This is a genomic window from Cupriavidus metallidurans CH34, from assembly GCF_000196015.1.
Classification (GTDB): Bacteria; Pseudomonadota; Gammaproteobacteria; order Burkholderiales; family Burkholderiaceae; genus Cupriavidus; species Cupriavidus metallidurans.
Genome location: NC_007973.1, coordinates 3,849,749 through 3,865,906 on the forward strand (window position 1 = coordinate 3,849,749; position 16,158 = coordinate 3,865,906).

14 protein-coding genes and 1 tRNA gene are annotated in these 16,158 nt (G+C 64.9%); 8 read left to right on the forward strand and 7 right to left on the reverse strand.

All coding sequences use genetic code 11. From position 1 onward, the window contains the following. Positions 1-122 precede the first annotated feature (122 nt). From RMET_RS17830 to RMET_RS17850, 5 genes are all read left to right on the forward strand, one after another. Entirely contained in the window at positions 123-596 is a 474-nt protein-coding gene (locus RMET_RS17830) for a tripartite tricarboxylate transporter TctB family protein (protein ID WP_008641005.1), read from the forward strand. 28 nt (positions 597-624) lie between these two features. Beyond that, on the forward strand, positions 625-2,139 hold the full coding sequence (locus RMET_RS17835) for a tripartite tricarboxylate transporter permease (protein ID WP_011517968.1): 1,515 nt from the start codon (positions 625-627) through the stop codon (positions 2,137-2,139). A gap of 105 nt (positions 2,140-2,244) precedes the next feature. Then, complete coding sequence (locus tag RMET_RS17840; RefSeq protein WP_008641008.1) at positions 2,245-2,661, forward strand: PaaI family thioesterase; 417 nt, start codon at positions 2,245-2,247, stop codon at positions 2,659-2,661. A gap of 8 nt (positions 2,662-2,669) precedes the next feature. Beyond that, a complete protein-coding gene (locus RMET_RS17845; RefSeq protein WP_011517969.1) occupies positions 2,670-3,581 on the forward strand; it encodes a patatin-like phospholipase family protein in 912 nt (303 codons plus the stop codon). An 81-nt stretch (positions 3,582-3,662) separates the two neighbouring features. Further along, entirely contained in the window at positions 3,663-5,144 is a 1,482-nt protein-coding gene (locus RMET_RS17850; protein ID WP_011517970.1) for a dihydrolipoyl dehydrogenase family protein, read from the forward strand. A gap of 9 nt (positions 5,145-5,153) precedes the next feature. Here the strand turns inward: RMET_RS17850 and RMET_RS17855 are convergent, their stop codons facing one another. Continuing rightward, positions 5,154-6,062 (reverse strand): LysR substrate-binding domain-containing protein, encoded by a 909-nt coding sequence (locus RMET_RS17855; RefSeq protein ID WP_011517971.1) that lies wholly within the window; start codon positions 6,060-6,062, stop codon positions 5,154-5,156. 184 nt (positions 6,063-6,246) lie between these two features. Between RMET_RS17855 and RMET_RS17860 the strand changes: the two genes are divergently transcribed. Genes RMET_RS17860 through RMET_RS17870 form a run of 3 tightly spaced genes read left to right on the forward strand, consistent with a single transcriptional unit; the run spans position 6,247 to position 9,295 of the window. Next, on the forward strand, positions 6,247-7,668 hold the full coding sequence (locus RMET_RS17860) for an amidase family protein (protein WP_011517972.1): 1,422 nt from the start codon (positions 6,247-6,249) through the stop codon (positions 7,666-7,668). Between the two features lie 13 nt (positions 7,669-7,681). Next, positions 7,682-7,891 (forward strand): DUF3311 domain-containing protein, encoded by a 210-nt coding sequence (locus RMET_RS17865; RefSeq protein WP_011517973.1) that lies wholly within the window; start codon positions 7,682-7,684, stop codon positions 7,889-7,891. Positions 7,892-7,909: 18 nt separating this feature from the next. Further along, positions 7,910-9,295 carry a sodium:solute symporter family protein gene (locus RMET_RS17870; protein ID WP_011517974.1) on the forward strand — a complete coding sequence of 462 codons (1,386 nt, stop codon included), beginning with the start codon at positions 7,910-7,912 and terminating at the stop codon, positions 9,293-9,295. 117 nt (positions 9,296-9,412) lie between these two features. On the opposite strand, the gene RMET_RS17875 is transcribed toward RMET_RS17870, so the two are convergent. The 6 genes from RMET_RS17875 to htpX all read right to left on the reverse strand — a co-directional run bounded on the left by RMET_RS17875 (position 9,413) and on the right by htpX (position 16,018). After that, a tRNA-Phe gene (locus RMET_RS17875) sits at positions 9,413-9,488 on the reverse strand. A 57-nt stretch (positions 9,489-9,545) separates the two neighbouring features. Beyond that, positions 9,546-10,262, reverse strand: coding sequence for a response regulator (locus RMET_RS17880; protein WP_011517975.1), 717 nt, complete (start codon positions 10,260-10,262; stop codon positions 9,546-9,548). A gap of 56 nt (positions 10,263-10,318) precedes the next feature. Next, positions 10,319-12,802 carry a sensor histidine kinase gene (locus RMET_RS17885; protein ID WP_011517976.1) on the reverse strand — a complete coding sequence of 828 codons (2,484 nt, stop codon included), beginning with the start codon at positions 12,800-12,802 and terminating at the stop codon, positions 10,319-10,321. Beyond that, complete coding sequence (locus RMET_RS17890) at positions 12,799-13,629, reverse strand: DUF4390 domain-containing protein (RefSeq protein ID WP_011517977.1); 831 nt, start codon at positions 13,627-13,629, stop codon at positions 12,799-12,801. The genes RMET_RS17885 and RMET_RS17890 overlap by 4 nt, the downstream gene beginning before the upstream one ends. Positions 13,630-13,638: 9 nt before the next feature. Continuing rightward, on the reverse strand, positions 13,639-15,012 hold the full coding sequence (gene rsmB, locus RMET_RS17895) for a 16S rRNA (cytosine(967)-C(5))-methyltransferase RsmB (RefSeq protein WP_011517978.1): 1,374 nt from the start codon (positions 15,010-15,012) through the stop codon (positions 13,639-13,641). 145 nt (positions 15,013-15,157) lie between these two features. After that, entirely contained in the window at positions 15,158-16,018 is an 861-nt protein-coding gene (htpX, locus tag RMET_RS17900; protein WP_008641022.1) for a zinc metalloprotease HtpX, read from the reverse strand. Positions 16,019-16,158 lie beyond the last annotated feature (140 nt).

Sequence of the window (16,158 nt, forward strand, 5' to 3'; positions counted from 1 at the left end):
GTCCGGCGGCGCGGAGAGCGGCACGGGGCCCGGTGCCGCCACCTGCGATGCACCAAAAACAAACCATATCGTCACCGGGCCCCGTGACCGTGCGGGTGGCAGGACCATCCGAGAGCCCCATCATGAAACCATCCCACGTCTCCATCGGCGTCGCCATCCTGGCGGTGTCCGCCTTCTTCTTTGCCGGATTGCCGGGTATTTCCGGCGATGAAGGCTATGCCGGCCTGTCGCCGCGCTTCGTCCCCACGCTGGTGGCCATCGGCCTGGCGGTGTGCGGCGCGCTGCTGACGTGGCAAGGCGTGCGCGGCGGCTTCCGCAACATGCCCGAAGAGGATGCCGAACTGCCGTCGGCGCCGCACAACTTCAAGGGCTTCCTGTGGGTGGCGTTGGGGCTGGTGGCCAACATGGCGCTGATCGGCACGCTGGGCTTTGTGTTTTCGTCGACGCTGATGATGGTGTGCGTCGCGCGTGGCTATGGCAGCCGCCGCATCGTGCGTGATGCGCTGATCGGCCTGCTCATCACGGTGCCGATGTGGGCGCTGTTCGAATTCTTGCTCGGCATCAACCTGCCGCTGCTGCCGGTAGCGGGCTTCTGAGCCCGCACCCCAACGGGAGGAACGAAACATGGATACCCTGAACCAGTTGATGCACGGCTTTGCCGTGGCCATCACGCCGCTTAACCTGATGTGGGCCCTGGTGGGCTGCTTCCTGGGCACCGCGATCGGCGTGCTGCCGGGCATCGGCCCGGCGCTGACCGTGGCAATGCTGCTGCCTCTGACCGCGAAGGTGGAACCGACCGCCGCGCTGATCATGTTCGCCGGCATCTACTACGGCGCGATGTACGGCGGCTCGACGACCTCGATCCTGATGAACACGCCGGGCGAGTCGTCGACAATGGTCACCGCGATGGAAGGCAACCTGATGGCCAAGAACGGCCGTGCCGGCCCGGCGCTGGCCACGGCCGCGATCGGTTCCTTCGTAGCGGGCACGATCGCCACGGTGCTGCTGTCGATGTTCGCGCCGGTGGCTGCCGACGTGGCGCTGCAGTTTGGCCCGGGCGAGTACTTCATGATCATGCTGCTGGCCTTCACGACCGTTTCGGCCGTGCTCGGTTCGTCGCTGCTGCGCGGCATGACCAGCCTGTTCCTGGGTCTTGGTATCGGCCTGATCGGCATGGATTCGCTGTCCGGCCAGACACGCTATTCGATGGACGTGCAGGAACTCTACGACGGTATCGACATTGTCGTGGTGGCCGTGGGCCTGTTCGCGGTGGGCGAGGCGCTGTTCAACGCCTTCTTCCCGCAGCCCGAAGGCACGTTCAACAAACTGAGCTCGGTCCACATGAACAAGTCGGACTGGAAGCGCTCGGTGCCGGCCTGGATTCGCGGCACGGTTATCGGCTTCCCGTTCGGCCTGATTCCGGCCGGCGGCGCGGAGATTCCGACGTTCCTGTCGTATGCCACTGAGAAGAAGCTGTCCGACCACAAGGACGAGTTCGGCCGCGTTGGCGCGATCGAAGGCGTGGCTGGCCCCGAGGCCGCCAACAACGCCGCGGTGACCGCCACGCTGGCCCCGCTGCTGACGCTGGGCATCCCGACTTCGAACACCACGGCAATCTTGCTGGCGGCGTTCCAGAACTACAACCTGCAACCGGGTCCGATGCTGTTCCAGACCTCGGGCGATCTGGTGTGGGGTCTGCTCGCTTCGCTGTATATCGGCAACGTGATGCTGCTGGTGCTGAACCTGCCGGCAATCGGCCTGTGGGTGCGCATGCTGCGCGTGCCGACGCCGCTGCTGTACGGTGGCATTCTGATCTTCGCAGGCCTGGGCGCGTACGGCATCCGCCAGTCGTGGTTCGATCTGCTGCTGCTGTTCGTGATCGGCCTGCTCGGCATGGCGATGCGCCGCTTCGATTTCCCGACCGCGCCAGTCATCGTCGGCCTGATTCTGGGGCCGATGGCCGAGAAGCAGCTTCGCAATGCGCTGTCGATCGGTCAGGGCGACTGGAGCCTGTTCATCAAGCAGCCGATCTCGGCAACCATCCTGGCCATGACCGTGGCGGTGGTGGTGCTCCCGCGTCTGCTGCGCTGGCACGCCAGCCGTACAACCGCGCGCGCGGAAGCGGACAACGCGGCATAAATCCCAGGTACCGCCCTTCGGGGCGGCCCGGCGGGTTTGGGCAGGGGGCTTCGGCCCCCTGTATCATTGGCGCAAACAACATCGTGCGCCGAGGAGACACGGATCGTGCCCGAATCCACTTTCACGCTAGCCGACATCGACGCCACGCTCGAACGCGTGCTGGCCCCCTGGGTGCGTGAGCTTGGCCTGCGTGCCGAAGCCGTCGATGCCGATGGCGTGACACTGCGTCTGCCTTTCAGCGAAAGCCTTCGCCACGCCGGCGGCGTGGTGTGCGGGCAGGTGCTGATGTCCGCGGCGGACACGGCGATGATCGTCGCCATCGCGAACGCCCTGGGCAATTTCCGCCCGATGACGACCGTCAGCCTCACCACCAACTTCATGCGTCCCGTGATCGACGGCGATGTGCTTGTGCGCGCCAACGTGTTGCGGCTCGGCAAGACCGTGGTGTTCGGCGAGATCGAACTCACTGGCAAGGACGGCAAGCTCGCCGTGCAGGCCACTACCACCTACGCGCTGCTTTGAACGCCGGCATGTCGACCTCCACTTCCCTCCCTTCGACAAGTGCGCAGCCGTTCGACCAGATCGTTTTCGCTGGTGGTGGCAACCGCTGCTGGTGGCAGGCCGGATGGTGGGACACCGTGGAGCCAGAGCTGAAACTGAGGCCGCGCGTGATCGCCGGCATCTCGGCGGGCGCGGCGACGGCGTGCATGGTCTACGCGAATGATTCGAAGCAGACCATGGCCTACTACCGCGAGGTGCTGGCCAACAATTCGCGCAATGCGTACTGGGGCAACCTGCTGCGGCGCGAACGCGTATTTCCGCACTACGGCATCTATCGCAACGCATTGCTTTCGCTGTTTGGCGACAGCCGTCTGGAGCGATTGCAGGAAGCGCCGGAGATTCGCATCGGCGTCGCGCATATCCCGCGCTGGAGCGGCCCGCGTCTGGCCGTAGCGGCCGGACTGCTCGCGTACAACATCGACAAGCACCTGCTCAAGACACTGCATCCGAGACTGGGCCGCAAGCTCGGCTTTCATCCGGAGTTCGTGCGCGCGCAGGATTGCCGGTCGCCCGAGGATCTGGCCGATCTGCTGCTGCAATCGGCATCGACGCCACCGTTCACGCCAGTACTTCGCCGGGATGGCCGCGCGGTGCTCGACGGCGGACTGGTCGACAACGTCCCCGTCGATGCGCTCGATGCCACGCCGGGCAATGTGCTGGTGCTGGTGACCAGGCTGTATCCACGCCCGCGCCGCTTCGTGCTCGAGGTGGACGGCCAGCGTCGCCTGTATCTGCAACCGTCGATGCGTGTGCCGATTTCGAGCTGGGACTACACCCGGCCCGAGGCGATGACGCATGCGTACGACCTGGGCTGCCGCGATGCGGAAACATTTCTGCGCGAGTGGCCCGAGATAAGAGAGGAACTGTTGCCGGCGTCTTGAGTGGTATGCGCCAGATTGGCGCCGGTCGATCGTGTGTGCAATGTGCAATGCGGCCAAGGGCTGCCAGGCAAGGAGGCATGAATGACTAAGCGTCAGGCATCAACGGCGACCACCACGAAGACAACGGCAAAAGCCCGGCGCCGCGCCAGTGAGGTTAGCGCGGAGCCGGTTGTCGAGCGTGTGCCGCGCCGCAAGCGTTCCGTGCGGCCCACCACGCGTGAAGCGGATTTCGTCGTGATCGGCGCAGGCTCCGGTGGCGTGGCCGCGGCGCGTCGCGCGGCATCGCATGGCGCACGCGTGATACTGGTCGAGCGCGACGCCATTGGCGGTACCTGCGTGAATCGCGGGTGCGTGCCAAAGAAGATGCTCTCCTATGGCGCGAACTGGGCGTCGATCCTCTCGACGTGCCTGTCACATACCGGCGGCAAGGAAGACTGGCGCGATGCCAGCGTGCGCGTGAATGCCGAAGTGGCGCGGCTCAATGCGTCGTACGCGCAACGGCTCAATGAGGCCGGCGTCGAGATCCTGCATGGCGATGCGCGGCTCAGTGGAGCGGACGAGGTGGTGGTCGGTAACGAGATCATCCGCACGCGCAAGACGCTGATCGCCACTGGCGCGCATCCCCTCGCCCTGCCCGTTCCGGGCGGCGAGCTGGCGAGTTCGTCCGATGACGTGTTCACCTGGCAGACCGTGCCTGCATCCATCGCGGTGATCGGCGGCGGCTACATTGCCGTGGAGATGGCGTCGATTCTCTCGCGCTATGGCGTGAAAGTGGACCTGCTGGTGCGCGGGGATCGCCTGCTGCCGAAGTTCGATCACGATATTGCCGCCGCGCTGGCCGAGGCGCTCGCGGCAAAGGGCGTGCGACTCCATTTCCGGGCCGACGTGACGATGCTGTCGCAGGCCAACGGCGCGACCGAAGTCTGCTACACGCAGCAGAACAATCCTGGCCGCACGCAGACCGTGCGCGCGCAGGCGGTACTCGCGGCGATCGGGCGTCGGCCCAGCATCGCCGAACTTGGGCTCGATGCGCTTGGCGTGCAGCTTGGCGAGCGCGGCGGCATTTGCGTCGATCGGCAGTTCCGCACCACGGTGCGCTCGATCCATGCGATCGGCGACTGCATGGATCGGAATCTGCATCTGACGCCGGTAGCCATCGCGCAGGGGCGCTGGCTTGCAGATCGGTTGTTCGGCAAACGTGGTGATATTGCCGATTTCGATTTCGTGCCGACCGCCGTGTTCAGCGAACCCGCGATCGGAGCGGTGGGATTGACTGAGGCACAGGCGATCGAAGCCGCCGGCGGCAGAGCCGATCGCGTGCGCACCGAGATCAAGCGGTTTGTGTCGCTGGAGAACCGCTTCGGCGGCGTGGCGCAGCCCTCGGTGTTCAAGCTGGTGTTCAACGCGCGCAGCGGACGGGTGCTGGGTGCGCACCTGATGGACAACGCCGCGCCGGAGATCATCCAGACCTTTGCCGTCGCACTGCGCCTCGGCGTGAAGGATGCGCATCTGAAGACGACGATGCCACTGCATCCCACGGTGGCGGAGGAACTGTTCGGCTAGGGATGCGAACTAGTCCAGCGCCGGATTCACGCGCGACAGTGCCTCGCGAAACAGGTTCGAGAATCGCGTGGCGGCCAGCGAGAGCGGGTTGTCGCGCAGCGTCACAATGCCGAGCGTCAGGGGCCGCAGCGGTACGTCCACGGGGATGCGCGTGAGCTGCTCGGACTGGGGACCCACCTTCAGGATGCTGCTCGGGATCGTCGACACCGCATCGGTGCTGACCAGCAGACTCGACGTCACGCCGAACGTATTGGTCTTGATGATGCGCCGGGGAAGTGGCAGGCCGAGTTGCTGCAACTGATCGAGCAGGAAGGTGTGCTGGCTGCCTGGCGATAGCTGCATCAGCCAGTCGCACTCCACCAGTTCTTCCCAGCGCGTGGCGTTGGCCAGCGGGTGTCCACGGCGGCCCGCGATCATGACGTCGAGCGTCTTCAACGGCTCGAAATCGAACTCGCTGCCCAGCGTTTCCGGAATCAGCGCGGCAATCGCGAAGTCGACCGTGCCGGCGCGCAGCGCGGGCAATACCGCGGGCATCAGGCCCTCTTCGAGCGTCAGGTCGGCCAGCGGCATGCTGCGCCTGAAATCTCGCAGGACATCGGGGAGCACGCTCAGGAACACCATCGGCGTCACCGCGACCGACACGCGGGCTTTTTCGCCGCCCATCAACTGACGGATGTCCTGGCGCGCGAGCGTAAGCTGGTTCTGCGACTGCCGCGCGCGGACGGTCAGCTGGCGACCGCACTCGGTGAGCGTGATACCGCGCGAGCTTCTGACGATCAGCGGCGCATCGAGGTCTTCTTCCAGTTCCCGAATGGCCTTCGTAATCGCTGCCTGGCTCAGGTGCAGACTGCGCGCGGCGCCGCGAATGCTGCCGGTTTCGACCAGCCGCAGCCACGCCTTCAGTTGATGGTCTCGCATGTGTGTTGTCTCCCCAGGGCAGGTGACCTGCCGCACCGCAAACGATGACAACTTTTAGTGGTCACCATCGGAAAAGTATTGTCTTTTGGTATGCATCATAGCGGACTAGTCTTTCTCCGACGTGCCGTCAGCCCCACAGGCGGCCGAACACAAAACTCAAAACACGGAAACAGGAGACAGACGTATGAGCAACGAGCTGTGGCGTTGGAGCGCGGCCGAGGCGGCCAGCCAGATCGCAAAGCGCGAGGTATCGTCGGTGGAGGTTGTTGCCAGTAGCCTGGCCCGACTGGATGCGGTCAATCCATCGATCAATGCCGTCGTCGACGTGCTGGCGTACGAGGCGATGCAGGCAGCGGCCGACGCCGATGCGGCGCTGGCCCGGGGCGAGTTGCTTGGGCCGCTGCACGGCGTTCCCGTGACGGTGAAGGTCAACGTCGACATGGCGGGCCGTGCCACGACCAATGGCGTGGTGGCGTTCCAGGACACGGTGGCCAGCGTGGACAGCCCGGTGGTTGCCAATCTCCGCAAGGCCGGCGCCGTGATCATCGGCCGCACCAACACGCCGGCATTCTCGCTGCGCTGGTTCACTGACAACGACCTGCATGGCCGTACCCTCAATCCGTGGAACGCCAGCCATACACCGGGCGGGTCCAGCGGCGGTGCCTCGGCTGCGGTGGCGGCCGGTATCGGCGCCATTGCGCACGGCAATGACCAGGGCGGCTCGATTCGCTATCCGGCCTATGCCTGCGGTGTTGCCGGGCTGCGCCCGACACAGGGTCTGGTGCCGGCCTTCAATCCCTCGCAGTTGCGTGAGCGCACGATGGGTGCGCAGCTATCGTCCGTGCAGGGGCCGCTGGCGCGCACGGTACGCGACCTGCGTCTGGCGCTGACCGCGATGGCCGCGCCGGACAGCCGTGACCCCTGGCAGGCTTCGGCCTCGGTTGGTAGCGCTCACAAGACCTTTCCGACACGCGTTGCCGTCTGCGCGACCCTGCCGGGCTTCACGGCTGACGAAGCGGTCACGGCCGCCGTAAGGCAGGCGGCTCGCTGGCTCGAGGATGCCGGCTGCGTGATCGAGGAAGTCGTGCCACCTCGATTCCAGGAGGCGACCGACCTGTGGCTGGCACTGACGATGAACGAACTGGCCGCTGGCCTGGGCGACATCATCGAGCGTGACGGCGACGATGCCGTGCGCGCTGCCATCGGCACCCAACGGCGTCAGACAGCATCGCTGGATCTCGCCGGATACATGAACGCCCTGGCGCGACGCACCACGCTGCTGCGCGAGTGGCAGCAGTTCTTTGAACGCTACCCGCTGCTGCTGATGCCCGTGTCCTGGCAACGCCCGTTCCTGATCGACGCAGACCGTCAGGGCGCTGATGCCGCACGCCACATCCTCGACGCGCAGAGTCCGCTGCTTGCAACGGCGATTCTCGGCCTGCCTGGGCTGTCCGTGCCCACTGGATTGGCAGGAGGCTTGCCAATGGGTGTGCAACTGGTAGCCGGGCGCTTTCAGGAAAGCCTGATCCTGTCCGCCGGTGAGGCCATCGAGGCGCGCTGCGGCGTGATGACGCCGATCGATCCCCAGACGTCGGCCGCGCGCTGAAAGGAGTCCGGTCATGCTCAAGCTACTGATCGGCATCGGCATTCCCTACGTTGGCGTGCTGGGGCTGCTGCCCTGGGTTGCGTCGGTGGACACCTTCGTGCTCGGCGTGCCATTCGTCTATGCGTGGATGTTCGCCTGGTTCGTGCTGACGTCGGTGTGCCTCTACGTCTGCTGGCGTTTCTTCGACCGTCCTGTCGACGCCGAGCGTCGGCTGGACGCCTGACTTCCGGGAGCCACTCTTATGTCCACAGCGGTTTTCCTCGGCTTCATCGTCCTGTCGCTGTACCTGGCCCTGCGTTCGCGCAAGGGAACGGGGTCGCAAAGCGCTCATGACTTCTTCGTCGCGTCCCGGCAGTTCGGCGCGTTCCTCGTGTTCTTCCTGGCGGCTGGCGAGATCTACAGCGTGGCCACGATGGTGGGCTTCGCCGGCGGTATCTACGCGAAGGGGCCGACCTACGGCATCTGGTTCCTGGGCTACATCCTGCTGGCCTATCCGCTCGGCTACTTCCTGGCGCCGAAGATCTGGGAGGCCGGCCAGCGCTTCAATGCCATCACACTGGCGGACCTGTTCAAGGGCCACTTCGACAACCGCGCCGTGGAGTTCGTAGTCGCGCTGTCGTCGATCCTGTTCCTGCTGCCGATGGCACAGCTCCAGTTCACTGGCCTGATCGCCGCGTTCCGGGGGCTGGGCTGGAGCTTCCAGCCGCTCCATCTGGTCCTGATCGCGGCGGTGCTCGCCTTCACGTACATCGCCATTTCCGGCGTGCGTTCGTCGGCCTACGTGGCGGTGCTCAAGGACGTGCTGATGGTGGTGGCGATCGTGGTGACGGGCCTGGCGGTTGCGGGCGAAGTTGGCGTAGCGAAGGTCTTCCACGTGGCGAGCGAGCACGTCAGCAACCGGATGAACGACGAGCAGCTACGTTTCTCGATGAGCACGATATTGTTCCAGTCGCTTGGCTTCTACATGATGCCGATCTCGGTGCAGTTCATCTACACCGCGAAAAGCGCAGATACGATCCGCCGCACGCAGGTGGCCATGCCGCTGTACATGCTGATGTATCCGTTCCTGGTACTGGCGTCGTACTACGCGCTGACGCGCAGCGACACACTTGCAACGGCGAACGAGGCCTTCTTCGTGGCGGCCACCCACCTGCTGCCCTCCTGGCTACTGGGCCTGGTGGCGGCGGCCGCGGCGCTGTCGGGCCTGCTGGTGCTGACGGGCATGTGTCTGGCGATCGGTCCCATCGTCACGCGCAACCTGCTGCCGCACCTGCCAGAGTCCAGGCAGAAGGCAGGTGCAAAGGGGGTGATCGTCGTGTACCTGATCGTGTCAATCCTGATGACGCTGATGGCGCCGAACCTGATGCTCACGCTGATCAACACCACGTACTACGGCGTGACGCAGTTCCTGCCAGGGATGATCGTCATCCTGTTCTCGCTACGTGTCAGGCCAAGCGCGGTGGTGCTGGGCATCCTGACCGGCCAGTTGATGGCGGTCGTGCTGTATCTCGAGAAGGTGGATCTGGGTGGCATCAACCTGGGACTGCCCTGCCTCGCGGCGAACGTCGTGGTGATGGTGGTGCTGAACCTGCTCCGTACCCCGAAGGGGCTTCAGGCGACGGCGTAGTCGCACAGCAGGCCAGATGCTTGATGGTCGCGGGATCGGGCATCGCCCGATTCCAACCGGCCAAATGCAGAACGCAAAAAGCAAAACGGACGCCGAAGCGTCCGTTTTGCTTGAATCTGGTGGCCTGGGACGGAATCGAACCGCCGACACAAGGATTTTCAATCCTCTGCTCTACCGACTGAGCTACCGGGCCAAAGAAGCGAAACTATAACTGTGCAAAATTGGTTCGTCAAGCGTTTTGTCGAGCCACTTATTGTTCGGTCGGCTCGGGCTTGTTGCGGCCCAGTTCCACGCCCAGCTGCTTGAGCTTGCGGTACAGGTGGGTACGCTCCAGACCGGTCTTCTCCGCCACACGGGTCATGCTGCCGTGTTCGCGCACCAGGTGGTACTCGAAGTACGCACGCTCGAACAGGTCGCGGGCTTCACGCAGCGGCATGTCGAACGAGAACTGCATTTCACCTTCGGGTACACCGCGTGTGGCCGTGCCGTTCGCGATGGCCTCGGCCGGTACTTCGGCGGTTGCTATCGCGGAGACCGCGGCTTCGCCCGTGCTGACGGCGGCAGGTGCGGCCACCACGGAAGGCGCGGCACGTGGGCGCTCGACGCCACGGGCCAGCCCTGCCTCGACGGCGGACAGCAGCTTCTGCAGCGCGATCGGCTTCTCAAGGAAGTTGAGCGCGCCGATCTTGGTGGCTTCGACGGCCGTGTCGATCGTCGCATGGCCGGACATCATGATGACCGGCATGGTCAGGAAGCCCTGTGCCGACCACTCCTTGAGCAGCGTCACGCCGTCCGTATCTGGCATCCAGATATCGAGCAGCACCAGGTCCGGCGTCGCGCCTGCACGAAACTCGCGTGCCTGCTGGGCGTTCTCCGCCACTTCGACCACGTGGCCTTCGTCGCTCAGGATTTCCGAGAGCAGCTCCCGGATACCCATTTCGTCATCGACTACGAGGATGGTTGCCATACGTTCCTCTTAACCCCACCGCAGCGTCACCGGACGTTGCCGGTGCGCAAGATTGACTATGCCAGCTTAACGAACAGGATCGAGATCTGAGCGCCAATGATCTCGGTGCCGTTCATGCGATTGCGCACCTCGATGCGTGCGCCATGTTCGTCAATGATCTTTTTCACCATCGCCAGCCCGAGACCCGTGCCCTTGGCCTTCGTGGTCACATAGGGTTCGAACGCGCGGCTCAGAATCCGTGGTGCGAAGCCGGGGCCATTGTCCGCTATGGACAGCTTGACGGCTTGCCGGTCTTCGCCGGCAGAATCTTTGTATTCTACAGTCTCGGTGTGCAGAGTGATATGGGGCGCCGCCCTACCGGCCGCAACGTTCTCCGCCACCGCATCCTGGGCATTTTGCAACAGGTTGTGAATCACTTGCCTGAGTTGGGTCGGATCGCCTTTGATTTCAGGCATATCCGTGTCCAGCGTCGGATGGATCACGGGGTGCTCGTGCACGGCAGGGTCATCGATGCCGTAAAGATGCAGGACTTCCGACACCAGGCCGTTGAGCGGCAGCGACTGCATCACAGCCGGCGGCGTGCGCGCGTAGTCGCGGAAATCATCGACCATGCGCTTCATCGCTGCCACCTGGTTGACGATTGTCGCCGCCCCACGTTTCAGTACTTCGGCATCCGACGTCTCAAGTTTAGGGGACAGCTTCATCTGCAGCCGTTCCGCCGATAGCTGGATCGGTGTCAGCGGATTCTTGATCTCGTGGGCAAGACGGCGCGCCACTTCTCCCCAGGCCACCGAACGCTGTGCCGAGATCACGTCTGAGATATCGTCGAACACCACCACGTAGCCCGGTTCGTCATGGCTGCCGCCAGGAAGATGCGCGCCGCGAACCAGCAGTGTGAGCGGCTGCTCCTCGTCGCCCTGCGGCAACTCGATCTGCTTCTGCCAGTGCTGCGCGCCACCCAGGACCTCGCTGGTGGTCTGCTCGGAAAATGCCTGACGCACGATCTCCGCGAAGTCGTTCATGCCGGGGATCTGTTCCACCGGGTGCCCCAGCACACCGTTGAGCGGCTGGCGGAAGATGCGCTCGGCGCCGGGGTTGGTGGTGATCAGCACAAAGCGCCGGTCGAACACGAGCACACCTGCGGTCAGATTCCGCAGCACGCTTTCCAGATACGCCTTCGACTGCTCGAGCGCACTGCGATTCTCTTCCACGGCGATGCGCGCTTCAGCAAGCTGGCGCGTCATCTGGTTGAACTGCTGGGTCAGCATCCCGAGTTCGTCGCGGCTCTTGAGTTCACGCTTGGGAGAGAGGTCGCCCTCCGCCACTTCCTTCGTGCCCTGCAGCAGCATCAGCAGCGGGCGGGCTAGCTGGCCGCCCAGCAGCAGCGCCAGCATCACGGCGATAAACACGGCGAGGAACAGCGTCAGCGTCAGCGTGCCAATGTACATCTTGCGCAGGCCGGTGCGGCCCAGCGCCTTTTCCTGATATTCCTGATAGGCCCGCTGGACCTCGTCGGCATTGCGCGCCAGCACGCCAGGTACCGGGTGCAGGACCTGCAGGTATCGCTCCTCGCGCACAGTGTCGCCCACCAGGCCGAAGCCCGTGGCGGGCGCATCCTCGGGGCGGCGCTCCACGGACAGGCCCGAGCCTGCCCAACGACTGCTCGGCACGGGCAGGCCGAGTTTTGGCGGGGGATGCTGGGTACGCGCCGCCGCGGCTACGGCAGCGCTTGCAGTGGCCTGTGCCTGATCGTCGGAGGCTGCCGCGCTCGGCGCGGGCCCCAGCGGAATGATCACGCGCAGCCGGTAGAGATGGCTGCTATCGACATTGGGCTGCGGTTTGTCGCCAGTCGACGGATCGGTGCCACCCTCCACTGCCGCATAGCCTCCGGCCATGCGCGCTTGCTCTGCCAGCACGCCGGATGGCAGGTCCGGCACCAGCGACGCATAGCTGCTCGACGCGGTTGCCAGCACGCGGCCGCTGCCTGTAAAGATCGCGGCTTCCTGTACGCCGTACTGCTCGCGCAGGCGGTTCAGTTGCAGTGACGTTGCCATGCCGGTCGAGCCGGTCAGCTGGTCGGCCATCAAGCGTGCCTTGCCCTGAAGGTCGGCCAACTGGCTGTCGATGGTGGAGCGGCCGAGATTGAGGCCGGCCTCGAGCGCGGTTTCCACGCGCACGTCGAACCACGACTCGATACTGCGGGAAACAAACTGCAGCGAGACGAGATAGATCAGAACGCCCGGCAATACGCCCACCACGCCGAAGAACACGGCAAGCTTCGACATCAGCCGCGTGCCGAACTTGCCGCGGCGATAGCGCAGCCAGAGCGTCAGCGCGAGCGCGCCCACGGTCAGCACCAGCAAGGCGCCGACGACGAGATTGATCTTGAAGAGCAGCGTGAAATAGCGGTCGAAGAACTCGGTATTGGCCGAGGCTCCGGCTAGCAGTCCCACCAGCACCAACGCCAGGAAGACGATGATGCCCACCACGACGCGATAGAGCAGGCGTCGGAATCTGCTGTCCCACGGATTGCCGTTCATGGCTGGCTGACCGGCTGGACCAGTTGGTTCGTGGACAACGCGTTAGACAGCGTTTGCGAGAACTGCGTGCGTGGTTCTCCGCTGACGGCCGAAGCGGGCGTTGGTGACGAGCCGGGCATGGCCGGCGGTGCGGGTGGCGCAACGGGTGGCGGTGCTACCGGGGCCGGCGGCGGCGGCGCGTCGAGATTGGTCGGCACCGTGTAGTTGAAGCGCTTCCACTCCGACGATAGGTTCCACTCACGCGTATTCACGGCGTTGATCTGAAACGGTTTAGGTAGCTGGGACAGGTCCAGGCGCATCCGTGTTTCGGCGTGATAGGTCTCGCCGAGCCTGACCTGGTTGCGTTCGAACACACGCCAGCCGCGTACCTGCTGGATGAACTGCAGCGCGCTCTTGAGGCGGCTGAACGGCAACTGCAGGCCGCCGGTCGACACGCGGTACTGGCGCGTCAACGGCTGATAGGAAATGCGCACCGTGCGCATGGTGTTGACCGGCTTCTCGTCGAACCAGTACCAGCGTGGGCGCGTGAGCTGGAAGTCGACGACGAAATAGAGCGAGATGCCCTTGTGCAGGGCGTCTTCCAGCGCGGGGGGCAGGTCGAAGTCGAACGACGCGGCGAGATCGAACCCGCCGTCCTGGTACTCGATGCGGGCCTCGGTGGTCTCGATGAGCTGCGCCGATGCATGCGGGGCAAGCACCATCAGCATCAGCAGCATCATCGTGGCCGCGCACCATGCGCGGAGTGTGTTCACCAGCGAGTCTGCCGGGCACTCGCGCAACGCGTGACCGGGGACACGTAGGTCGAACAGGCGCGGCGTGCTCAGCATCGGTGGAATTCAGGCGCGTTTCTGGAAGCGGGCGTAGTAGAAGCCATCGTGATCCGATGGCAGGCTTGGCTGGCCGGCCATGTTGGTGCCGGCCGTCTCCTGCGCCTTCGTGCCGGGCAGGAGCTGCCCGGGCGCCTGCAATCGTATCGCATCTGGGAGCTGGGCACCAAACCAGAGCGCCTGCTCCTCGCCCTCCGTTGGGAAAATAGAACAGGTCACATAGACCAGAATGCCGCCTGGCTTAAGGAGCGACCACAATTGCGACACGATGCGACGTTGCTCATTGACAAGCTTCGCGATGTCCGATTCGCGTCGCAGCCAGCGGATATCGGGATGGCGTCGGACGATGCCCGACGCCGAGCACGGCACATCGGCCAGAATGCGGTCGAACTGCTGGCCATCCCACCAGTCCTTCGGGCGGCTGGCATCGCCAACGATGACCTCGGCACGCTGGTCCAGGCGGGCCAGATTCTCATGAATGCGCGCGGCTCGCTCCGCATCGCTCTCCACGGCGGTCACATGGATATCGGCCAGTTCGAGCAGATGGCCGGTCTTGCCTCCGGGGGCCGCGCAGGCGTCCAGCACGCGCATCCCGTCGGCAACCTCGCAGAGCGGCGCGGCAAGCTGGGCGCCGGCATCCTGTACGGAGACATCGCCGGTGGCGAAACCTGGCACTTGCGATACCGGAAATGCCCGAACCAGCCGCACGGCCTGAGGGCCGATGGCGGTGCCCGCCATGCCCGCGTTGGCCAGTTCCTTCAGGTATTCGTCGACCGACAGGCGCTTGGTGTTGACGCGCAATGTCATTGGCGGGCGGACATTGACGCTCTCTGCCAATGCCATCCATCGATCCGGGTATGCGGCGCGGAGTTGCTCAAGCCACCACGTGGGCAGGTTCCAGCGCGCTTCCTCGTCCTTGGCGATCGCGTCCATCAGGGCCTTGCGCTCACGCAGGAACCGGCGCAGTACTGCGTTGACGAGCCCGCGCGCGTGGGCGGTCTTTGGCTCCGAGGCCGCCGCGCTGACGGCCTGATCGACGACGGTGAAGTCGGAGTAGCCGCCGCGTCCGACCTTGCTCCGATCGCCCTCCTCGCCTTCGAGCAGCAGCGCGAGCGCCACGGCCAGCAGGGAGTCGACCAGCGCGCCGGGCGGGCGTGTGACCAGTTGCGTCACCAGGGCGCGTGTGGCGCCGAACTGCCGCACGGTGCGATAGGCCAGGTCCTGGATGGCGCCGCGCGTCGCGGCATCGCGCACGCGGTCCAGGCGCAGCAGGTTGGTGGCGTCCTCGATGGCTTGCGGCAGGGCCGTGCCTTCATGGACGCCGCGTACTGCAGCGGCGGCGCCGAGCATCTGGAAGGCAAGGGAATCTGGTGGCAGGCGCATGGGAAATACCGGAAATCTGCAAAAAACGGGTGGTACGGGCCGTCGGGCGCGTGCGGATACGAAAAAGCCCGCCGGCTCCTGACGGAACACAGCGGGCAGTTTACCCGTTACCTGGCATGAGCCCCCGGAAACGTGGCAATGCGCGTCAGGCCGGGTAGGTGCCGGTCTGCGCCATCTGCATCAGGCGCGCGATCCGTTCCTCCGTGGCGGGGTGGGTCGAGAACAGGTTCGCGATCCCGCCGCCCGAGAGCGGATTCATGATCATCATCTGCGCCGTGGCCGGATGCTCCTCGGCGGCCTGGAACGGAATGCCCTGGGCGTAGCGATGGATCTTGTCGAGCGCGCTGGCCAGGGCCTGCGGGTCTCCGCTGATCTCCGCGCCGCCGCGGTCGGCCTCGAATTCGCGGGCCCGCGAGATCGCCATCTGGATCAATGATGCCGCCAGCGGCGCCAGGATCGCCACGGCGATGGCGGCAATCGGATTCGAGCGGTTGCCGTTCTCGTCGCGCCCGCCGAAGAACATCGCCATATTGGCCAGCGCGGAAATGGCGCCGGCCATCGTCGCGGCGATGGTCGAGGTCAGGATGTCGCGATGCTTCACGTGCGCGAGTTCGTGGGCCATCACGCCGCGCAGTTCGCGGTCCGACAGCACCCGCAGGATGCCCGTGGTGGCGGCCACCGCCGCGTGCTCGGGATTGCGGCCCGTGGCAAACGCGTTTGGCGCGTCCTCGTTGATCAGGTACACGCGCGGCATCGGCAGGCCGGCACGCTGCGAAAGCTCGTGCACCATGTTGTAGAACTGCGGCGCGGTGCTGGCATCCACTTCCTGCGCGTTGTACATGCGCAGGACCATCTTGTCCGAGAACCAGTAGGAGAAGAAGTTCATGCCGAGCGCGATCAGCAGGGCGAATGTCATGCCGTTGCGTCCGCCGATCATGCCGCCGATCACAACGAACAGCGCCGTGATCGCGGCCATCAGCATGAAGGTCTTGACCCAGTTGAACATGGCTTGATCTCCAGATCGTCTGTCAGTCGCGTGCCACGCCCCTGCGTGGACACGATAACGGTTAGATAGGGTGCGAACCGTGGAAATTCAATGCCGGAGGCGGTGTTTTACGCATTGTGATAATCCGGCGTCACATTGCT